We start from the raw sequence: 18623 nt of genomic DNA, 5'->3' as shown, positions 1-18623 counted from the left end.
CGACAGGATGTAAAAAAATTGAATTTTTATCAGTCCTGATTATAGCAAAACATCTTCCTGATGCCTACCTGATTTTGTGGACGAACGCTCCCATTCGATCCAACGCTTCATTCAGCTGCGATACGGAAGTCGCGTAGGAGCATCTCAGATGTCCCTCTCCGCCAAGTCCGAATACGCTGCCCGGAACAGCCGCTACGCCATGCTCCTGAACGAGCCGTTCCGCGAATTCCTCCGAGCTCAGCCCTGTCGATGCGATCGACGGGAAGGCATAGAAAGCTCCCTGCGGCTCGTGGCAGTGCAGGCCGATGTCGCGCAGCCCTTTGACGACGAGGCGGCGGCGCTGGTTGTACGACTCCATCATGCGGTACATCTCTTCCATGCCGTTCGTCAGCGCCTCCAGCGCGGCGACCTGCGCCATATTGGAGGCGCACATGACCGTGTACTGGTGGATCTTGAGCATCGTGCCGATCAGCTCGGGATGGCCGCAAGCGTAGCCGATCCTCCAGCCCGTCATGGCGAACGCCTTGGAGAAGCCGCTGACCAGAATCGTGCGGTCCTTCATTCCCGGCATGGCGGCGAAGCTGACATGCTTGCTTCCATAGGTCAGCTCGGCATAGATCTCGTCGGATATGACGACCAGATCATGCTCCTCCACTACCTTGGCGATGGGGAGCCAGTCCTCGTAGGTCATGATGCCGCCGGTCGGATTGCTCGGATAGCTGAGGATCAGAATCTTGGAGCGGGGCGTGATGGCAGCCCGCAGCGTGTCGGCCTGCAGCTTGAAGGCATGCTCCGCGAATGTCTCCACGCCGACGGCCACCCCGCCGGAGAGCGTCGTAATCGGCGAATACGAGATGTAGCTCGGCTCCGGCACGAGAATCTCGTCCCCGGGACTGATCAGAGCCCGCAGAGCGAGGTCGATCGCTTCGCTTCCTCCGACCGTTACGAGAATTTCCTTGGCCGGGTCGTACGCGACACTGAACGAGTCGTTCAGGTATTGGCCGATCGCTCCTCTGAGCTCAGGCGTGCCGGCGTTGGACGTATACTGCGTCTTGCCCGCTTCCAGCGAGGCCACGCAGGCGTCGCGGACATGCCACGGGGTGACGAAGTCCGGTTCGCCTACGCCAAGCGTGATCACATCCTTGCGGCTGTTCGCCAGATCGAAGAACCGGCGGATTCCGGATGGCTTGATCGCCCTTGCGCTCGGAGACAGGTAGTCGGACATGGAACGGCGGACAGAAGGTTCGGACGGAGTTGGAGTCTTGCTAGAGATGGTCATGATCCGTCAACCTCACGGAGTGACCAGCAGCCGCTGATCCCCTTCTTTTTCTTCGAAAATGATGCCGTCCTGCTTGTATTTCTTCAAGATGAAGAAAGTCTTGGTCGAAAGCACCGAGTCGATCGTCGACAGCTTGCTGGAGACGAACGAGGCCACTTCGTTCAGCGTGCGGCCCTCCACCTCGACGAGCAGATCGTACGCTCCAGACATCAGGTAGACCGTCTTCACTTCCGGGTACAGGTAGATCCGCTCCGCGATTCCTTCGAAGCCGCGGCCGCGCTCGGGCGTAATCTGAACCTCGATCAGAGCCGTCACTTTCTGGTCGTCCACCTTGCTCCAGTTGATTACGGGCGCATATTTGACGATGACGTGATCCTGCTCCATTTCCGCGATCGCCTGCTCCACCTCTTCCTGAGGCTTTCCAAGCATCGTGGCGATCAGTTCGGGGCTCCTGCGAGCGTCTTCCTTGAGCAGCTCGAGCACCTTGAATTTCATTTCGTTCATCGTCTTTGACTCCCTTCCTGAAGCGTTATAAAGAACATTTTACACCGTTAACAAGCTATTTGGAAAGTGAAATCGCAAGCTTGTCCGCCAGATGCAGATCATCCCCATGCCGCTCGTCCGGCGCTCCAGCCTCGTCCCCACTCCCGATTCCGCGGACTCCGCCATCGCGACAAACTTCCTGCCGAAGACAGAGCCGTACGCCGGAGGCTGATCGCGAAGCAAGTTCCGGCACAAAAAAAGACAGGCAGGGAACATGTCCCCGCCCGCCTTCTTCCGGCTGCTCAACTATAGAAATGCTGGTGCTGATGATCCTGCACGGGCTGCGGAATCTGCGGCTGCACATACTGCTGCGGAGAGTGCATCTGCGGCTGCATGTAAGGCTGCTGCGATTGCGCCTGAGACTGCATGTAAGGCTGCGCCGCCTGGCCGCTCATCCGCTGGTGGAGAAATTGCTGGGTTTGCTGCTGCTGCTGCTGGAACGAAGCGATATTCTTCTGGATGTCCTGGCGCAGCGCAGGCGAAGGCACCGTGTACATATTCGCCTGCTGCATGGCGTTGAACAGCTCTCCTTGCAGCTGTAGGGTGCTGTTCGTCAGAGACGTGAACATCTTGCGCACTTCGGGACAGGAGCTCTCCGTCGCGGCCGTCGCGTATTCGCGCACGACCCGCTTCAGGTCGCACAGGACCGTATTGGCCCACGCGTCTTCCGGGAACGGAGTCTGCATGGCGTTTTGATTTTGCTGCTGATACATATATTGGCCTCCTTGCTGGAATGGTTGTCAGCTTTGCGGCGAGGACGGAGCCATCGTCTGATGCTGGTACAAGCTGTTCAAGAGCGCTGCGTAATTTTGCTGGTGGTTCATGACCATTCTCGAGGCGAGCTGGCTGACGCCGGGATTGCCCACGCTTGTAGCCATGCAGGCGCATTGCTTCATCAGCAGGTCCTCATTGGTCATGGAATCGGAGATGTATTGAATTTCCTTGCTGGTCATCGGTTGCAGCATGGTGCCCACTCCCTTGGTTTTGAATTGCTTCCAAGCTGTAGGGTGCCCCGTCGGACTGTCAATATGTACCCTCGGCGCCAACTGCGGCATAAGTGCGGCGGGCGGGATTCCGAGGTTAGAGATGCAGCGCTTCGATTGCGGAGAAATGCAGGCAGACGCTGCTGCCGGACGCGTCCGTCAGCGTGACGAGCTGACCGTCGATCGCGGCAAGAACGCCGGACAGATCCGGCAATTCGCCTCTTCCGGCAAGAATGAATTCCCCCTGCAGCTTGGCCAGCTGCTGGGAGAAGCTGCGCGCCAGGCCAAGCGACAGCGGGCGCAGCGGAAACTGTTCCAACGTCAGATGGTACGGCGCCAGGCCTGGTGGGTAGGGCGAGAGGCAGCGCAGTCTGCCGAGCGGGACAAGCACGACCCCGTTCATCGGCACGCAGAAGATCAGGAAATCGTTCATGACTCCCGCCAGGTAGCCGTGAAGCTGCCGATGGGAGGAAAGCTTGATTTCGGAGAACGAGCCTTTGGACGCCAGCAGGATCTTGCGGTAGCTCATGCGCTCGGACGGGGTGCGGTAAGGATGGTCATCGACGATCGGGGAGCCTTCGGGGACGGGAACGGTGGAGACGGACAGCTCCTTGACTTGCACCAGAGGAATGTAGCCGTGGCGCTGCGACGGGAGGATGAACATGGAGAGCACGTCTTCGCCCATCTCGCATAAAATTCCCTCCAGCCTGCCGCCTCCTTCCAGAATGACGGTTACGAAGCGGCTCTGCCAGGGATGTTCGGATTTCATGGATGCTGTTGGATCGCCTCCTCTTGAAGGAAGAAGCTCTCGGACGCATAACCGCTCTTCCTGTCCCCAGTATATGCAGCCTGTCTTCACGGCGACAGGGAGGTTGGCGGAGCGGGAAAGCTGCCGGCTGCCGAACCATCCTGCCGTATTCCGAATAGGGTAACGCATGGGCGGATACGCCGCATGCCGAAGGCGGAAAGAGGAGGATGGGCATATGCGGACAGGAATTCCGGAGCGGGCGGTGTTGATGGGACCGGATCAGAGGTCGGAGCTTGACCGGGATATATGGAGCCGCAGATATGTGCCTGCGAAGCTCGGCATCGGCGGACGGATATCAGGCGCAAGAATCCGCTACAGAGGCGGACATACGCGGGAATACGCGAAGAAATCCTATGAGATCCAATTGGACAGCGGGCTGGTCCTTCATTGGAATGCGGAATCGGATGACCCTTCCATGATCCGCAATGCGCTCAGCTTTCATTTCATGGAGCGGATCGGGGTCCCTTCCCCGCGAACGCGCCCGGTATGGCTGTCGGTCAGCGGCAAGCCGGACGGCATCTATCTGGAAATCGAAGCTGTCAACTCCCGCTTCTTTTCCATGCGCGGAATCCGCTACCGGTCTCTTCTGTATGCGGCCAACGACAGCGCCAACTTCGAGCTCAAGGATCCCGAGTCCCGGCGCCGCAAGCGCTCTCTCTCTGACGGATACGAGTTCGTCGAGGGAGACGGGGGCACGCTTGTCCGGTTATCCGACTTCATCGGCCGGCTCCATCGGCTAAAAGACTCGAGCCTGCAGGAGGCGATCGAGGAGCGGCTTGATTTGGACCTGTATTTCAAATGGCTGGCCGGAGCCGTGCTCACCGGCAACTACGACGGCTTCGAGCAGAACTACGCCTTGTACGAGGATGACGCTTCCGGCCGCTACGGGATCCTTCCTTGGGACTATGAAGGCACATGGGGCCGCAATTGCTACGGCAAGCCCTGCTCGGCTGATCTCGTACGAATCCAGGGCTACAACGGCTTGACGCGCCGGATCTTCCAGTTCCCGGAATGGAGAAGGCGATATGCCGAAGAGCTGGAGCGCGTCATGGAGACGGAGTTCACGGAAGAGAGGATCGGTCCCGCCGCGGGCGGCATGCTGGAGAGGATCGCTGCGGCCGTCAAGCTCGATCCAGCGCGTGCAGCGACGCTGAAGGCGTTCGGCGGAGAGAAAGCCTTCATCCTCGCCTACATCGGCAAACGCCGCCGATTTGTCAGGGCTGAGCTGAGACGCTGGCTTGGTGATGGCGCAAGCTTGCCTCGCCGGCAGTTGGCGGGCGGTTCCGCAGACTGATCCGGCAGCTGGCGGTTCCTCGGACTGAGCCTGCTGTTGACGGTTCCTTTGACTGGGCCGGCAGTTGGCGGGCGGTTCCGCAGACTGGAGCCGACAGTTGGCGGGGCACCCGCAGACTGGGCCGGCAAATTCATGGCTGTCTCCCCGCTGCGGCCGACGCCTGCTGCTCCTGCGGCCTCAGGGAACGCCTGATGAACCACCAGCCGGCGATCGGAGCAGATCCCAGAATAAGCAGAAGCCAAGCCAGCCGCTCCGGACTCGGGGTTCCTCCGGCAGCCACGACGAGGAACGCCGACACTCCCGCCACGCGTCCGACTGTGAGCGAGGCTTCTCTAAGCGCCGTATATTCCACCCTTCTCCTTGCCGAATCCTCGCTTCTTCCGATCAGATCAAACACGGCGGAAGTCATGGGAATCATATAGAGCGGAGCGAACAAAGACGTCCCGATCCCAAGCAGAAGCAGCGTGGAATATTCCACTCCGGCCAGAAGAGGAGCGATGACCGCCGTCATGGCCAGCGTACCCGCCAGCATAGCCGCGTTCCGTCTGGACGGCGTCAGCAGCTTGCCGCAGATCCAGAAGCTCACCAGGGCGACAAGCGAGGTGACGAGATAAAAGGTGCCGAGCTGCTTTTCCTGCTGGGTCGCCGCGTATACCGTCAAGCCGATCAGGAACATGAAGACGCCGTCCCTCAGCCCTTGAAAAAGAATGGCCGGCACGAAGCGGCGCCACGGGCTTGACGGATTCCTCAGCTCCCGTATGGCCATGAACCATTCGTATCGTCCTTGAGGCGGTCTTTTTTTCAGCTTGGCGCTGAAGACAGCGGCCAATACGAACAGAGCAAGCGACAAGCCGAAAATAACCGCATATCCGGCATCGCCTCCACGGGCAGCGATGATGATTCCGGACAGCCATGGCGCGAACATGCCGACCCCCGAACCGAGCAAGCCGGCCCAGCCGTTGAACCGGTCCCGGTTGTCCCTTTCGGTAATTTCAAAATAGAGGACATTGTAAGCGAGCCAAAAAAATCCGCCAGCGATGCCATGCAGCATGCCGAGCGGCGCGGCATAACTTCGGGCCGCTCCCCCCAGCAGCAGCACGCTCAAATAAAAGATGCCGGATAAAGCGACGCCGGTTCTCAGCGATAGCACCAGTCCCTTCTGCTTCACCCATGCCCCGGCGAGCCATACGCATATTCCTCCGCATAAGTATTGGAGCAGGGAATACACGCCGACCAGGCTGTAGTTATGGCCTGCCTTGAACAGGTAGACCGGTACGAACGTCCCCGAAAAGGCATTCGCCGCATTGAACAAGGTCAGCACGACGAGCAGCATCGCGGCTTGGCCGTCGATGGCCGCCGAGCCCCGGCTTGCAACCTGCTGCCTGCCGCCCCTTCCGATCGGCATTTCTCCCGCCATTGCAGCTGCCTCCACGTCCCCTCTTCCTGGTTCCGTGCCCTGTCCGGGAACAGGCAAGTCTGCCGGAGCAGACAGCCGCCGCCTGCGATATTTGCGTTTGCTCATGTCTGCAGCCACCTCCATCATGACAGCATTCCCCGGCCGCCCAGTTCGTCTGCATGCCTTTATTTGGTTCAGCGGGAAGACATTCGTTTCTTTTCCTTTGGAACATAAAGCTAAAAAAAACGAAAAGGGCTGCCCCTGGTCATTTTCATGACTTGCAGGACAGCCCCGGCTTTTGTTCAGCCGTCGATTCGCAAAAACAGCAGAATCAGCTTTCCGCGCCGAGCGCGGAAGTCAAGAACCCCCTCGCATCGCGGTCAAGCTTGAGCGACACTTCATGGCAAGCCGGGCAGACGTAGACCTGCAGGCTCGGCGACGGCGGGAGGAGCGGCTTCTTCAGCGCCGGAGGCGCGGCCGGCTCGAATGGAGCCAGCTGCTGGGTGCCGCCGAACAGCATGTACTCTCTGCAGGATGGACATTCCGGCATTTCCTCCTGATCGTCCATGATCCGCTGGATTTTCTCGTCGGCCTGCAGCCAGGAACGAGGCCTGCCTCCTCCGGCCCAGCCCGTGTCGTCGCCGGCCTGATCGTCTTCATCCCAGTCCGCAGCTTCGCCTTCCTCTGCCTCTGCCGCTTCAGGTGCGTCCGCATCGTTCTCGCCAAGCTTCAACGTCCGGTATCCGGTCAGCTCGTTCTCGCAATGAGGGCAGTACTCTTCCGGACCGATCTCCTCATCCCATACGATCTCGGTCGAGCACCAGGGGCAGATCAAGCCTGTTTCCTGCATTTCCTTGCTCATCGGCTCCGTCTCCTTCCGTCAATTCAAATAGATGATTCCCAAAACAAAAAACAATACCGCAAGCACGGCCAGCGTACCCCATAAGTATTTCATCCCAAGCCCTCCGCTGCTTATGCCTCGCAAGTCCGGCTTCTATATCGTTCCTCCAATCACGAAGGAAATGGAGACGGATATGACCATTGCGATGAATCCAACCGCACGGTTATCCTTCCTGATTTCCTCGTCGATCCGGAATACCGGAGTCAGAAACTCGAACAGAAAGTAGGCGAGAAGCAATATGATAAACCCGTATGCGCCCCAAAGCAAGCCCGCATAGATGGAATCCCCGGCATTGGCGGAAAAACGGAAAATGTTGCAGATGCCGAATATTTTGCCGCCGGTCGCGAACGCGACCGCCATGTTGCCTTTGCTGATTTCATCCCAGCATTTATACTTCGCGACCCATTCGAACAAGGATAAGAACAGGATCAAAGCCATGATGGCTATGGATACATAAATCAGGGAGGAAAAGTACTCGTTGCGAAGCAGACCATCCACAATTTTGTCCATTCCTGCACCTCCTCCCTGCTTGCCTTTGCTTCAATAAGGCGCTTCTCCATGGCCCGCCGCAGCCGCGAGGCTTACTTCAGCTCCGCGACGGTCACTCCCGATCCGCCTTCGCCATAGTTGCCCAGACGATAGCTCTTCACAAGCTTGTGGCGGCGCAGGAAGTCCTGAATGCCCGTCCGGAGCACTCCCGTTCCCTTGCCATGGATAATGTACACCTGCCCCATCCCCGACAAGAACGACTCGTCCAGGAACCGGTCGACCTCGATGATGGATTCATCCAGATTGCTGCCTCTGAGATCGAGCTCCATCTTCACGCTGTCGTCACGGGTGCGCTTGAGCGTGGCCGAAGCTTTGGGCGGCTGTGTCTTCGGAGCCGGAGCCTGCTTCACGAGCTCCAGATCGTCTTCCTTGACCTTCATCTTGAGGATGCCTAGCTGCACGGTAGCCTCGCCCCCGGACATGTCTACGACGTAGCCCTTCTGATTCAGGCTGTGCACGATAACCTCGTCCCCAGGACCGATGCTGCGGCCGGCTTCCGCTTTCTTGCGGGCGGACTGCTTCCGGACAAGCTCCGGAGAAGCCTCCTCGAGCCGCTTGCGGGCTTCGGTCAGCTTATGGTCTTTGACCGCCGCTCCTTCTTCCTTGGCAAGCTGGCGCAGCTCCGAGATGATCTCTTCCGCTTCGCGCCTCGCCTTGGCCACGGCAAGTCGGGCTTCTTCCTGCGCTTTGGCCAGCATCCGTTCCCGCTGCTCCTCGAAGCGCCTAAGCTCCTGATCGTACAGGGTGCGCTCCTCTTCCAGCTCTCTGCGAAGCGCTTCGGCCAGTCCGCGCTCCGCTTCAGCGCTTTGGCGGTCCCGCTCGAGCGAAGCGATCATGCTTTCTACGCGGAGATCGTCCTCGCTGACTTCACCCCGGGCCTGCTGGATAATGCCTTTGTCGAGACCAAGCCTCTCGGCAATGGCGAACGCATTGCTTCGGCCCGGCACGCCGACCAGAAGGCGATAGGTCGGACTCAAGGTCGCGATATCGAATTCCATGCTCGCATTGATGAGTCCTTCGCGGTTGTACGCATAGGCCTTCAGCTCGCTGTAATGGGTCGTGGCCAGCATCCGGGCGCCGGACCGGTGGATATGGTCGAGAATGGCGATGGCGAGCGCGGAGCCTTCCGCCGGATCCGTTCCGGCGCCAAGCTCGTCGAGCAGCACCAGGCTGCTCGATGTCATGCGTCCGAGAATGCGAATGATGTTGGTCATGTGGCTGGAGAACGTGCTGAGGCTTTGCTCGATGCTCTGCTCGTCGCCGATATCGGCATAGATGGCATCGAAGACGCAAAGCTCCGTACTGTCGTCAGCCGGAACGAACAATCCCGACATCGCCATCAGGCTGAGCAGGCCGACCGTCTTGAGCGCGACCGTCTTGCCTCCGGTATTAGGACCCGTTACGATGATGCCGGTATGGCTTCCTCCCATCTCCAGATCGAGAGGCACAGCCTTGTCCCGCTCGATCAAAGGATGGCGTCCTCGCCGGATGCGCAAGTACCCGTTGCCGTTCATGGCCGGGCGCTCGGCTCGCATGCCATGCGCAAGCACGGCTTTGGCGAAGGCGAAATCCAGCTGTGCAAGCAGATCGTGGTTGATGGCCAGATCCTCGGCCGCTTCGGCCGCCTCGGCGGTCAGCTTCTGAAGGATGCGCTCGATCTCCCGCGCTTCCGCAGCCTTGACCTCCCGCAGCTTGTTGTTCATCGCGACGACTGCCTCCGGCTCGATGAACAGCGTCGCGCCGGAATTGGACTGGTCATGGACGATGCCGCCGAAGTGAGAGCGGTACTCCTGCTTCACCGGGATGACATAACGGTCTCCCCGCAGCGTGATCAGGCTGTCCTGAAGCATCTTCTGGACGGAGGAAGAGCGCAGCATCGATTCGAGCTTCTCCCTTACCTTGCCCTCGCCCTGTCGGAGTTCCCGGCGGATCTGGGCCAGCTCGCTGCTGGCGCTGTCGAGGACATGGCCGTCCTCGTCGATGCAGGCGAAGATCGCGTCCTCGAGCTCCTTCCGCGGATAAATGCCTTCGGCGATATGCTCCAGCAGAGGAATCGGATGATCTTCATGCAAATGCAGGATATGGCTTCGGACCCTGCGGGCTCCTCGGGCGGTAAGCGCCGTTTCCAGCAGCTCCGCCGAGCTCAGCGTTCCTCCGATGACCGCCCGCTTGAGATGGGCGCGGATGTCGGCAATGCCGCGGAACGGGCCGATACCCTTCAGACGGTATGCCGCCGCCGCTTCCTCGGTAGCTTGAAGAGAACGGTCGACATCGTGAAGATCCGAAGAGGGAGCGAGCTCTTCGGCCAGACGGCGCCCCATCGGGGTCGATGTATGTTGAAGCAGCTGATCGATGATTTTGGCATATTCGAGTGTATGCAGGATTTTGCTGTCCACGAGCGTCATGCAGCTCCTTTCAACGTCATTATACCGGAAGCGGGGAATCCGCGCACGCAGGTCAAATCGGCTATACATGAAATAGCCCGAAAACATCCACACTAGGAAGCGAAGGCTGAGTTCAAACTTCAATTCACTAAGGAGGTACCCGCATGAGCTTTTTAGGACATGTCGTTCGTTTTATCGTCGCGGCCATCGTTCTGATGCTGGTGGGTTATATCGTTCCCCAGTTTGCCGTAGGAGGATTCTGGAGCGCTTTGATGCTGGCTCTGGTCATTGCTCTGCTTGGATGGGTCATCGAAGGCATTTTCGGCAAAAGAGTGTCCCCCTTTGGACGCGGCATCGTCGGCTTCATCGCGAGCGTCGTCGTCATCTGGCTGGCCCAATTCATCGTCGGAGGAGTACACGCGACCTGGCTCGGCGCCATTCTGGCCGCGCTTGTCATCGGGATCATCGATCTCTTCATTCCGACGCCTTTCGATGCCGGCCGCAGCAAGAAAGAGCATTGAACGAAGGCACGAAACGGAGCAGTAAACCGCTCCTTTCGTGCCTCTACATATGTCATTTTTTGTTCAAACCCTGTCCGGCATACTCGTTTCATCCCTCATCCAAATTCGTTATGATAGATAGAAGATAATCCGAAAGGGGACAAACACTGTCATGTTGCATAAATGGGGAAGAAAGCTGCCGCTCGCGGCCGCCATGGCCGTACTTCTCGTGGCTCTTACCGCATGCGGGTCCGGCGCGAGCAATTCCGCCTCCACGACGGAGGATTCGACTCCAGCCTCCCAGGAGGTTGTCGTGAAAGCCACCAATTACAAGTTCGACCAGCAGACATACGAAGTGAAAAAAGGCGAGCCGGTGCGGATCAAGGTCGAAACCGACGGCATCCACGGCATCAAGGTCGCCAATACGGATATTGCCTTGAAAGCCGGACAATCGAAGGTATACACCATCAATGATGCCGGCGAATATGAAATTGTCTGCAGCATCCCGTGCGGACCCGGCCACGAAAAAATGCGCGCGGTTCTCAAAGTCCAGTAAGGTTGAGTTCTTCCAGGGAGCTCCGCTCCCTAATTATGCAGCGGGCATGAAGTGTGCCGGCATGATAAAAAACCGTCTCGGTTGCCGCAAGCGGCAAAGAGACGGTTTTTTTTGAGCTTCAGTGAAGAGCGCGCAGTCGTCGCAAAGCCTGTCAGCTCTGTTCGATCAGCTCGATCCATTCGTTGTACTCCGTCTGCAGCTTGGAATATTCGCTGCGGAGCTTTTCATGCTCGATCTTAAGCCGTTCATGGGATTCGGCCAGCCGCTCGTTTTCCGTATGGAGATGGCTGATGCCGTCGCGATTGTCCGAACGCTCCGCTTCCAGCTCCTGCAGGACGCTCTCCAGCCGCTCAAGAGCTGTTCCCGATGCCGCAGCCTCCTGGCGGGCACGCTCCATCTCCCGCCGCAGCTCGGCTTCCGTGCCGGATTGCTCCTCCTGCTCTTCAGCCAGCTGTCTAAGCTGATCTTCACGCTGAGCCGCCAGCTGCTGCAGCTCCCGAAGCTTGTCCTCCAGCTGGAGCATCCGCTCCCCGGCTGCACGCTCGGAAGCTTCCCGCTCCGCTTCCGCCTGGGCCGACCGCTCCGCGGCCTGCCGCTCCAACGATTCGGCGCGCGCTTGGGCGCTCCGGAGCTCCTCAAGCAATCCGCTTACGCGGCCCTGATGGCCTTGCTCGACTTGCGCAAGGCGATCTTCGGCTGCCGCCAGCTTGGCTTGCAGCTCCTCCAGCCGACCGCGGGCAAGATCCAGATCCTGCTGGGTGCCGCGGAGCTGGGCTTGCGATGCCTCAAGCAGCCGGCCGCGCGCCTCCTCCTGCTCCAGCACGGAGTAGAGATGCTCCTCGGCGTCGCTTATCCGCTTGCTCCATTCCTCCTGCAGCGCGGCATTGGTGGCCGCCGCCTCTCTAAGCCGCTGTTCCAGCCCGCTTCGTTCCTCCGCCCAGCCGTCTGCGCTGCGAAGAAGCTCCCCTTGATGGGCATCTTCCAGCTTCTTAAGCTCCGACTGCCATTGGTCGCGGTTCCGGGAATGGCTCTCCTCCAGCTTGGCGGCCTTGGCTTCCGCCTTGGCCGCGATTTCTTCCGAACTCGCGGCTGCCGCTTCCGCCGAGGCAAGCTTCTCGGCCGCAGCTGCGGCCGACAGCCTCATTTCCTCGCGGATCCGCTCCGCCTCGGCTGCCGCTTCTTCTCTCACGCGCTCCAGCTCCGCCTCGGCGTCCTTCGAGCGCTCCAGCTCCCTGCGCTCTGCGGCTTCCTTCACATGCTCGATCTCCCGCGCTGCGCGCTCCAGCGACTCCCTAAGCTCGCTTGCCGCAGCTTCCCGCTCGGCCGAAGACGCCAGACGCAGTCGTTCCAGCTCGGCCTCGAGAGAGGCCGTCCGCTCGCGCAGCCGCGCTTCAGCGTCGATACGGGCCTGCTCCGCCTCCTGCAGCAAAGCTTCGGCAGCGGCCAACGCCTCGCCAAGCTCGCTCTCATGCTGCTTGCGCAGCTCTGCCTCACGCGCCTGCAAAGCCGCTTCCGCCGCTGCTGACACCTGGCTGCGATCGCTCTCATGCTGCTTGCGCAGCTCAGCTTCACGCGCCTGCAAGGCCGCTTGTGCAGCGGCCGCCGCCTGGCTGCGCTCACTCTCATGCCGCTTGCGCAGCTCAGCTTCACGCGCCTGCCAGGACGCTTCCGCAGCGGCTGCCGCATCGCTATGCCGGCTCTCAAGCTCCAGCCGCAGCTGCGCCTCGCGTTCCTGCATAACCGCTTCCGCAGCGGCCGCCGCTTCTGCGAGAAGCGTCTCATGGCGCTCCTCCAGCTTCGCAGCCTCGCTCCGCCAATCGGCCTCGCGGCCGGCAAGCGCGCCTTCCATCTCCGCTCTCAATCGCACGCGCAGCTGCTCCAGCTCGCTTTCCTTGCCCTTGCGCTCGGCGAGCAGCTTCTCTTCCAGAGCGCTCACCTGCTCGCGATACAGCTTCTCGCGCGCAGCCAGCTCCTCCTGATGCTGCTGAAGCAGAGCTTCCCTCTCCTGCTCGCGCTCGCGGCACTCCGCTTCATAGAGCTGTTCAAGCTCGGCGCGCTCCACGGCGCGGGCATCCGCCTCCCGGTCGTACAGCTCCTGCAGCTCTGCGACTCTTTGCTGCAAGGAGCTTTCGAGGCTCTTCATCTCGGAGGCGAACCTGGCTTCCCGCTCCTCGATCTGTGCGGCATGAGCCTCGTCGAGCTCGCGGCGCTGCTCCTCGAAGCGTGCCGCAGCCGCTGCCCGCTCGCTTTCCAGCAGTTCCTCGAGCTCCCGCCTGGATTCCTCAAGCTGTGTCTGAAGAAGCTCGCGCTCGCGCTCCAAGCCATCCTTCAGCGCCGAGCTTTCCGCCGCATACCGGCTCGCCGACTGCTCCAGCGCCGCAGCGTGAGCTTCTTCGCGCTCCCGGGACTCCTCCTCGTACATCCGCTCCCATTCCTTGCGCTCCGACTCCAGCAAGCGGGCCGCTTCGCCGCGTTCGCTCTCATGCTGCCGCTCGCGCTCCTCGATCTCGCTGCGATGCGCCCTTACGAGCTCCTCGCGCTCAGCCAGCCAACGCTCCTCAAGCCGCGCGGCGGCTTCGGAGCCTTCGCGCTCCAGACGCAGCGTCTCTTCCTTTACGGCGGCCTGCACGGCTCCAAGCCTTTCTTCCGCTTCGCTGCGCATGGCCCGCTCGGCTTCTTCCCGTTCGTTCAGCAGCTGATCGAGCCGTGCCCTGGACTCTTCCTCGCGCCGCTTCATTTCCTTTTGCATGCCCTCGACCGAAGCCTGAGCTTTCTCAAGCTCTCCGACAAGCGTCTTGCGCAGGCTCTGCTCTTCCTTCAGCAGGTCGCTGTCGCTGCGCAGCCGGAACACATCCTCCGCCATATGCACCGCCGCCAGTACAGCCAGCCTCGGCATGTCCAGTCTCGGATAGCCTTTCGCCAGCTTATGCATGTTCTCGTCGACGAGAGCCGCCACCCGGCGGATATAGTCGATGCTGGAGTGGCCTGTGAGTTTATATTGATGTCCGTATATATCAACCGTTACTTTCAAGCGATCGGCTTCCTTCAAGGCGGTATCCTCCCGTTGTTGTACGGCTGTGCTCCCGATGGCTGCCAGCGGCGATGAAACCGCTCCCGGGGAACAAGCGCTCCCTGTCTTCGGCGGTGCCGGGCATCGGTGCAAGCCTCTATATTAAGGCCCGGTGACGGGCGATGGTTCAGAAGTTCATGTGGTTCATGTGGTTCATGTGGTTCATGTGGTTCATGTGGTTCATGTGGTTCATGTGGTTCATGTGGTTCATGTGGTTCACGTGGTTCATGTGGTTCATGTGGTTCATGTGGTTCATGTGGTTCATATGGTTCATGTGGTTTATATGGTTCATGTTGATCATATGGTTCATATGGTTTATATGGTTCATGTCGTTCACGTGTTCCTTTGGATCTATATAGTCCCTAGGTTCCCTAGGGGTCGATCCGTTCCGTTTTGCTCGTTATGTAGCGATTGCCCGATCCATATGCACCTATCGTGAAAACCCTATTTCCTTACGACGAGCAAAAGCCCCAAAAGGCTTCCGAGTCCGGTACTCAAAAGGAAAAACCGCATCCGCAGTCCTCTTTGGGGACTACTTCGATGCGGCTTTACGCGTTTCCTGCCTATTTTCGCAATTCAGCGGAGAAAGATTGTTCCAATTCGGCGACGGCCTTGGCATGCAGGCCAGCGACCTCTTCGTCCGTCATCGTGCGCTCCGGATGGCGGTAGACGAGCGACAGCGCGACGCTCTTGCGTCCGGCGCCGAGCTTCTCGCCCGTATAGACGTCGAAGACACGTACGGACTCAAGCAGCTCGCCGGCAGCTTCCTTCACCGCTGCCGTGAGAGCGGCCGCCGCGACGCCGGCATCTACCGTGACGGCGATGTCGCGCTCCGCGGCCGGATACCTCGGCAGCGTGCGGTAGACGATAGAGCGGTCCGCAGCGTCGTACAGAACGCCGAGATCGATCTCGGCGACGAAGGTATCGTCCAGATCCTCCGCCCGCTGGGCTTCCGGATGAAGCTGGCCGACGAACCCGATCGTCTGCTCGCCGAGTTCCGTATGCAGCTTGACGGCAGCTGTCCGGCCCGGATGCAGATGCTCCGGCGCGTCCGCTTCGTAGGTGACGGAACCGCTCAGGCCGAGCGCGGCGAATACCGATTCAAGCACGCCTTTAGCATCGTAGAAGTCGGCCTTTTCCGCTTTGCGGTTCCAGGAAGCGCCGCGCAGGGCGCCTGTAAGCAGCACGGCCAGACGATGCTTCTCGTGAGGAAGAGTCGTCAGCGCCTCTTCGTCAGTATGGAATACCGTCCCGATCTCGAATACGGCGAGATCCGGATTTTTGCGGTTCCGGTTGTATGTCGCCGTCTCCAGCAGCTGAGGCAGCAGCGAAGTGCGCAGGACGCTCCGCTCCTCGCTCATCGGCATCGCCAGCCGGATCGGACGAGAGCCCCCTCCAAGCGCAGGGAACAGCTCCGTGCGGGACGGGGATGTGAACGAATAGTTGATCACCTCGCTCAGTCCTGCGTCGGAGAGCCGGCGCCGCAGCTCGCGGCGGACCGCCTGGGAAGCCGTCAAAGCGCCCGGCGTCGTGTCCCCGTGGATCGGCGTCGTCGGAATGTTGTCGTAGCCGTACAGGCGCGCGACTTCCTCGATCAAGTCCACATCGCGGGAAATATCGCCGCGGCGGGTCGGCACTTCCACCTTGACGGCGGAGCCGTCCGCCGAAATTTCGGAGCCGAAGCCGAGGCGGCCGAAGATCGTCTGGATTTCCAGCTTCGCAAGCTCCGTTCCAAGATAGGTGTTGATCCGCTCCAGGCCGACCGTAATGACAGCCGGTTCCACAGCCTTGGCAACCTCCTGCACGACGCCGTCCGCTACGAGTCCCTGGCCGAGGCGGGCGATCAGCGACGCCGCCCGGTCAAGCGCCGGGATGACTCGGGCCGGATCCACTTCCTTCTCGAAGCGCAGGCTCGATTCGGAGCGCAGGCCGAGCTGGCGGGAAGTGCGGCGCACGGTCGAGCCGTCGAACTTCGCCGATTCCAGCACGATGTTGACCGTATCCTCCGTCACTTCGGAGTTCGCACCGCCCATGACGCCCGCAAGCGCGACCGGCTTGTCGCGGTCCGCGATGACGAGCATATGGGGCTGCAGCGTCCGCTGCTGGCCGTCGAGCGTTTCCAGCGTCTCGCCTTCGCGGGCCAGGCGCACGACAATGCTGCCGCCCGCCATTTGATCCGCGTCGAAGGCATGCAGCGGCTGGCCGTATTCCAGCATGACGTAATTCGTCACGTCGACGATGTTGTTGATCGGCCGCACGCCGGCCGCCATGAGGCGGTTCTGCAGCCAGAGCGGGGACGGAGCGACCTTGACGCCTTTGATGTAGCGGGCGCTGTAATGGGAGCATAGCTCCGCAGCCTCGACGCTGACGGACAGATGGTCGGCCGCCTTCTCTGCCGTTGCGAAGACGTCCTGCTCAGGCAGCTTGACCGGACGGCCGGTCAGCGCGCCGACCTCGTATGCGACGCCGAGCATGCTCAGCGCATCGGAGCGGTTGGGCGTCAGGTCAAGCTCAAGCACATGTGTGTCGAGGTCGAGAACCTCGCCGATCGGACGGCCCAGCTCCAGCTTGGGCAGTACGAGAATGCCTTCCTGCAGCTCCTTGGGCAGCAGCTTGTCGTTCAGGCCGAGCTCGCGGGCGGAGCAGATCATGCCCTGCGATTCCACGCCGCGCAGCTTCGCGCGCTTGATGTTCAGTCCGCCCGGCAGCCTGGCTCCGACCGTGGCGACCGGCACATGCTGGCCGGCGTCGACGTTCGGCGCGCCGCAGACGATCTGCAGATCCTCTCCGGTGCCGACATCGACCTTGCATACATTCAGCTTGTCGGCATCGGGATGCTTCGTCTTTTCTTTGACATAACCGACGACAACTCCGGTCACGCCCTTGTCCATCGGTTCGACCGCATCGATCTCGATGCCGCCGTCCGTCATTTTCTCGGCAAGCTCCTGCGGCGTGATGCCGCTCAGGTCGACGTAATCCTTCAGCCAGCTCGTAGATACTTTCATCGCTCGTTCCCCCTTACATTCTCGCGAACTGGCTCAGGAAGCGCAGATCATTGGTATAGAAATGACGAATGTCGTCAATGCCGTACTTCAGCAGCGCGATGCGCTCGATGCCCATGCCGAAGGCGAAGCCGCTGACTTCCTCCGGATCGTAACCGCCCGCTTCAAGCACCTTCGGATGCACCATGCCGCAGCCGAGAATCTCGAGCCAGCCCGTCTGCTTGCACATCCGGCAGCCGCTGCCGCCGCACTGCGAGCAGGTGACGTCGACCTCGGCGCTCGGCTCGGTGAACGGGAAGAAGCTCGGGCGCAGACGGATGCGGGCCTGGCGGCCGAACATCTCCTGCACGAACTGGAGCAGCGTTCCCTTCAGATCGCTCATGCGGATGCCTTTGGCGACGACAAGGCCTTCCACCTGGTTGAACTGGAAGCTGTGCGTCGCGTCGTCGTCGTCGCGGCGGTATACTTTGCCGGGGCAGATGACCTTGAGCGGAGTTTTGCCGCCGCTGGCCTTCATCGCGCGGATCTGCACCGGGGATGTCTGCGTTCGCATGAGTATGTCTTCGGTCACATAGAAAGAGTCCTGCATATCGCGCGCCGGATGGTTTTTCGGCAGGTTGAGCGCCTCGAAGTTGTAATAGTCGGTTTCGACTTCAGGTCCTTCCGCGATGGAATAACCGAGGCCGATGAAAATATCCTCGATTTCCTGCTGCACCTTCACGAGCGGATGGATCGCGCCCGTCGGCAGCACGTTGCCCGGCAGCGACACATCGATCGTCTCCGTGCGCAGCCGCGCATCCGTCTCGGCGCGGCGGTAAGCGGCGCCTTTCTCTTCCAGCACGGCCTCGATCGCGCCGCGCACATTGTTCGCGAGCTCGCCGATGACCGGACGCTCCTCGGCGCTCAGCGCGCCCATCCCGCGCAGAATTTCCGTCAGCGCGCCTTTTTTGCCCAAATACTTGATTCTGAGATCTCCCAGCTCCTGCGGGCCGGCTACCTTCTCCAGCTCCTGCAGCGCTTCGGCGCGCAGCGCCTCCAACCGTTCCTTCATGGCTCACATGCCTCCCTGATTAAACTCCTCGTAGAAACCTCAATAAAAAAATACAAAAAGGCCCTCTCTCCGCAAAGGGACGAAAGGACCGTGGTACCACCCTGATTCCAGCCTGCTTGACGAAATGGCCGCCCTACCCGAGGATAGGAGCCATGCCGCCCTGGCGCATCATGCGCCCGGCTGCTCTTGCCGGATAACGGCCGGCTGACCGTAGCCTCCTACAGGCGCGGCCGGGGCCGTGCGTTCAGAGCTCCGCTCCGGAGTGAATTCGGCCATGCTGATAACCCGGGGACGCTCTCAATCTGCG

16 protein-coding genes are annotated in these 18623 nt (G+C 60.5%); 3 read left to right on the top strand and 13 right to left on the bottom strand.

Going from position 1 to position 18623, the window contains the following annotated elements; all coding sequences use genetic code 11:
* Positions 1 to 64: 64 nt before the first annotated feature.
* The 5 genes from AC06G8_RS07145 to AC06G8_RS07125 form a co-directional block, all read right to left on the bottom strand.
* Positions 65 to 1279 carry an aminotransferase class I/II-fold pyridoxal phosphate-dependent enzyme gene (locus tag AC06G8_RS07145; protein WP_447662215.1) on the bottom strand — a complete coding sequence of 405 codons (1215 nt, stop codon included), beginning with the start codon at positions 1277 to 1279 and terminating at the stop codon, positions 65 to 67.
* A 12-nt stretch (positions 1280 to 1291) separates the two neighbouring features.
* Positions 1292 to 1783 (bottom strand): Lrp/AsnC family transcriptional regulator, encoded by a 492-nt coding sequence (locus AC06G8_RS07140; RefSeq protein WP_447662216.1) that lies wholly within the window; start codon positions 1781 to 1783, stop codon positions 1292 to 1294.
* A 281-nt stretch (positions 1784 to 2064) separates the two neighbouring features.
* The gene (locus tag AC06G8_RS07135) at positions 2065 to 2535 is read right to left on the bottom strand and encodes a spore coat protein (RefSeq protein ID WP_480284848.1); all 471 of its coding nucleotides are present in this window, start codon (positions 2533 to 2535) and stop codon (positions 2065 to 2067) included.
* Positions 2536 to 2562: 27 nt separating this feature from the next.
* Entirely contained in the window at positions 2563 to 2787 is a 225-nt protein-coding gene (locus AC06G8_RS07130; protein ID WP_447662218.1) for a hypothetical protein, read from the bottom strand.
* 115 nt (positions 2788 to 2902) lie between these two features.
* Positions 2903 to 3742 (bottom strand): DUF2642 domain-containing protein, encoded by an 840-nt coding sequence (locus AC06G8_RS07125; RefSeq protein WP_480284847.1) that lies wholly within the window; start codon positions 3740 to 3742, stop codon positions 2903 to 2905.
* Between the two features lie 46 nt (positions 3743 to 3788).
* Between AC06G8_RS07125 and AC06G8_RS07120 the strand changes: the two genes are divergently transcribed.
* Positions 3789 to 4907 carry a CotH kinase family protein gene (locus tag AC06G8_RS07120; protein ID WP_480284846.1) on the top strand — a complete coding sequence of 373 codons (1119 nt, stop codon included), beginning with the start codon at positions 3789 to 3791 and terminating at the stop codon, positions 4905 to 4907.
* Between the two features lie 130 nt (positions 4908 to 5037).
* Here AC06G8_RS07120 and AC06G8_RS07115 read toward each other — a convergent pair whose 3' ends face one another.
* The 4 genes from AC06G8_RS07115 to AC06G8_RS07100 all read right to left on the bottom strand — a co-directional run bounded on the left by AC06G8_RS07115 (position 5038) and on the right by AC06G8_RS07100 (position 10149).
* Positions 5038 to 6429: an MFS transporter gene (locus tag AC06G8_RS07115; protein WP_480284845.1), complete on the bottom strand. Its 1392-nt coding sequence runs from the start codon at positions 6427 to 6429 to the stop codon at positions 5038 to 5040.
* A 205-nt stretch (positions 6430 to 6634) separates the two neighbouring features.
* The gene (locus tag AC06G8_RS07110; RefSeq protein ID WP_447662222.1) at positions 6635 to 7165 is read right to left on the bottom strand and encodes a hypothetical protein; all 531 of its coding nucleotides are present in this window, start codon (positions 7163 to 7165) and stop codon (positions 6635 to 6637) included.
* A 132-nt stretch (positions 7166 to 7297) separates the two neighbouring features.
* Positions 7298 to 7714 carry a DUF350 domain-containing protein gene (locus tag AC06G8_RS07105; protein WP_447662223.1) on the bottom strand — a complete coding sequence of 139 codons (417 nt, stop codon included), beginning with the start codon at positions 7712 to 7714 and terminating at the stop codon, positions 7298 to 7300.
* A gap of 71 nt (positions 7715 to 7785) precedes the next feature.
* Positions 7786 to 10149, bottom strand: a complete 2364-nt coding sequence (locus AC06G8_RS07100) for an endonuclease MutS2 (RefSeq protein WP_480284844.1) — start codon at positions 10147 to 10149, stop codon at positions 7786 to 7788.
* Positions 10150 to 10301: 152 nt separating this feature from the next.
* On the opposite strand from AC06G8_RS07100, the gene AC06G8_RS07095 reads away from it, so the two are divergent.
* Both AC06G8_RS07095 and AC06G8_RS07090 read left to right on the top strand, forming a co-directional pair.
* A complete protein-coding gene (locus AC06G8_RS07095) occupies positions 10302 to 10658 on the top strand; it encodes a phage holin family protein (RefSeq protein ID WP_447662225.1) in 357 nt (118 codons plus the stop codon).
* Positions 10659 to 10809: 151 nt separating this feature from the next.
* Positions 10810 to 11193 (top strand): cupredoxin domain-containing protein, encoded by a 384-nt coding sequence (locus AC06G8_RS07090; RefSeq protein WP_048747421.1) that lies wholly within the window; start codon positions 10810 to 10812, stop codon positions 11191 to 11193.
* Positions 11194 to 11344: 151 nt separating this feature from the next.
* On the opposite strand, the gene zapA is transcribed toward AC06G8_RS07090, so the two are convergent.
* The 4 genes from zapA to pheS all read right to left on the bottom strand — a co-directional run bounded on the left by zapA (position 11345) and on the right by pheS (position 18316).
* Complete coding sequence (gene zapA, locus AC06G8_RS07085; RefSeq protein ID WP_480284843.1) at positions 11345 to 14242, bottom strand: cell division protein ZapA; 2898 nt, start codon at positions 14240 to 14242, stop codon at positions 11345 to 11347.
* 148 nt (positions 14243 to 14390) lie between these two features.
* Positions 14391 to 14591 carry a hypothetical protein gene (locus AC06G8_RS07080; protein ID WP_480284842.1) on the bottom strand — a complete coding sequence of 67 codons (201 nt, stop codon included), beginning with the start codon at positions 14589 to 14591 and terminating at the stop codon, positions 14391 to 14393.
* Positions 14592 to 14826: 235 nt separating this feature from the next.
* Positions 14827 to 17268 (bottom strand): phenylalanine--tRNA ligase subunit beta, encoded by a 2442-nt coding sequence (gene pheT / locus AC06G8_RS07075; RefSeq protein ID WP_480284841.1) that lies wholly within the window; start codon positions 17266 to 17268, stop codon positions 14827 to 14829.
* 13 nt (positions 17269 to 17281) lie between these two features.
* Complete coding sequence (gene pheS / locus AC06G8_RS07070; protein WP_447662229.1) at positions 17282 to 18316, bottom strand: phenylalanine--tRNA ligase subunit alpha; 1035 nt, start codon at positions 18314 to 18316, stop codon at positions 17282 to 17284.
* Positions 18317 to 18623 lie beyond the last annotated feature (307 nt).

This window comes from Paenibacillus sp. SJS-P3 (assembly GCF_056711585.1).
The sequence above is the reverse complement of the archived record's forward strand: the minus strand, read 5'-3'. Positions and strand labels throughout refer to the sequence as shown.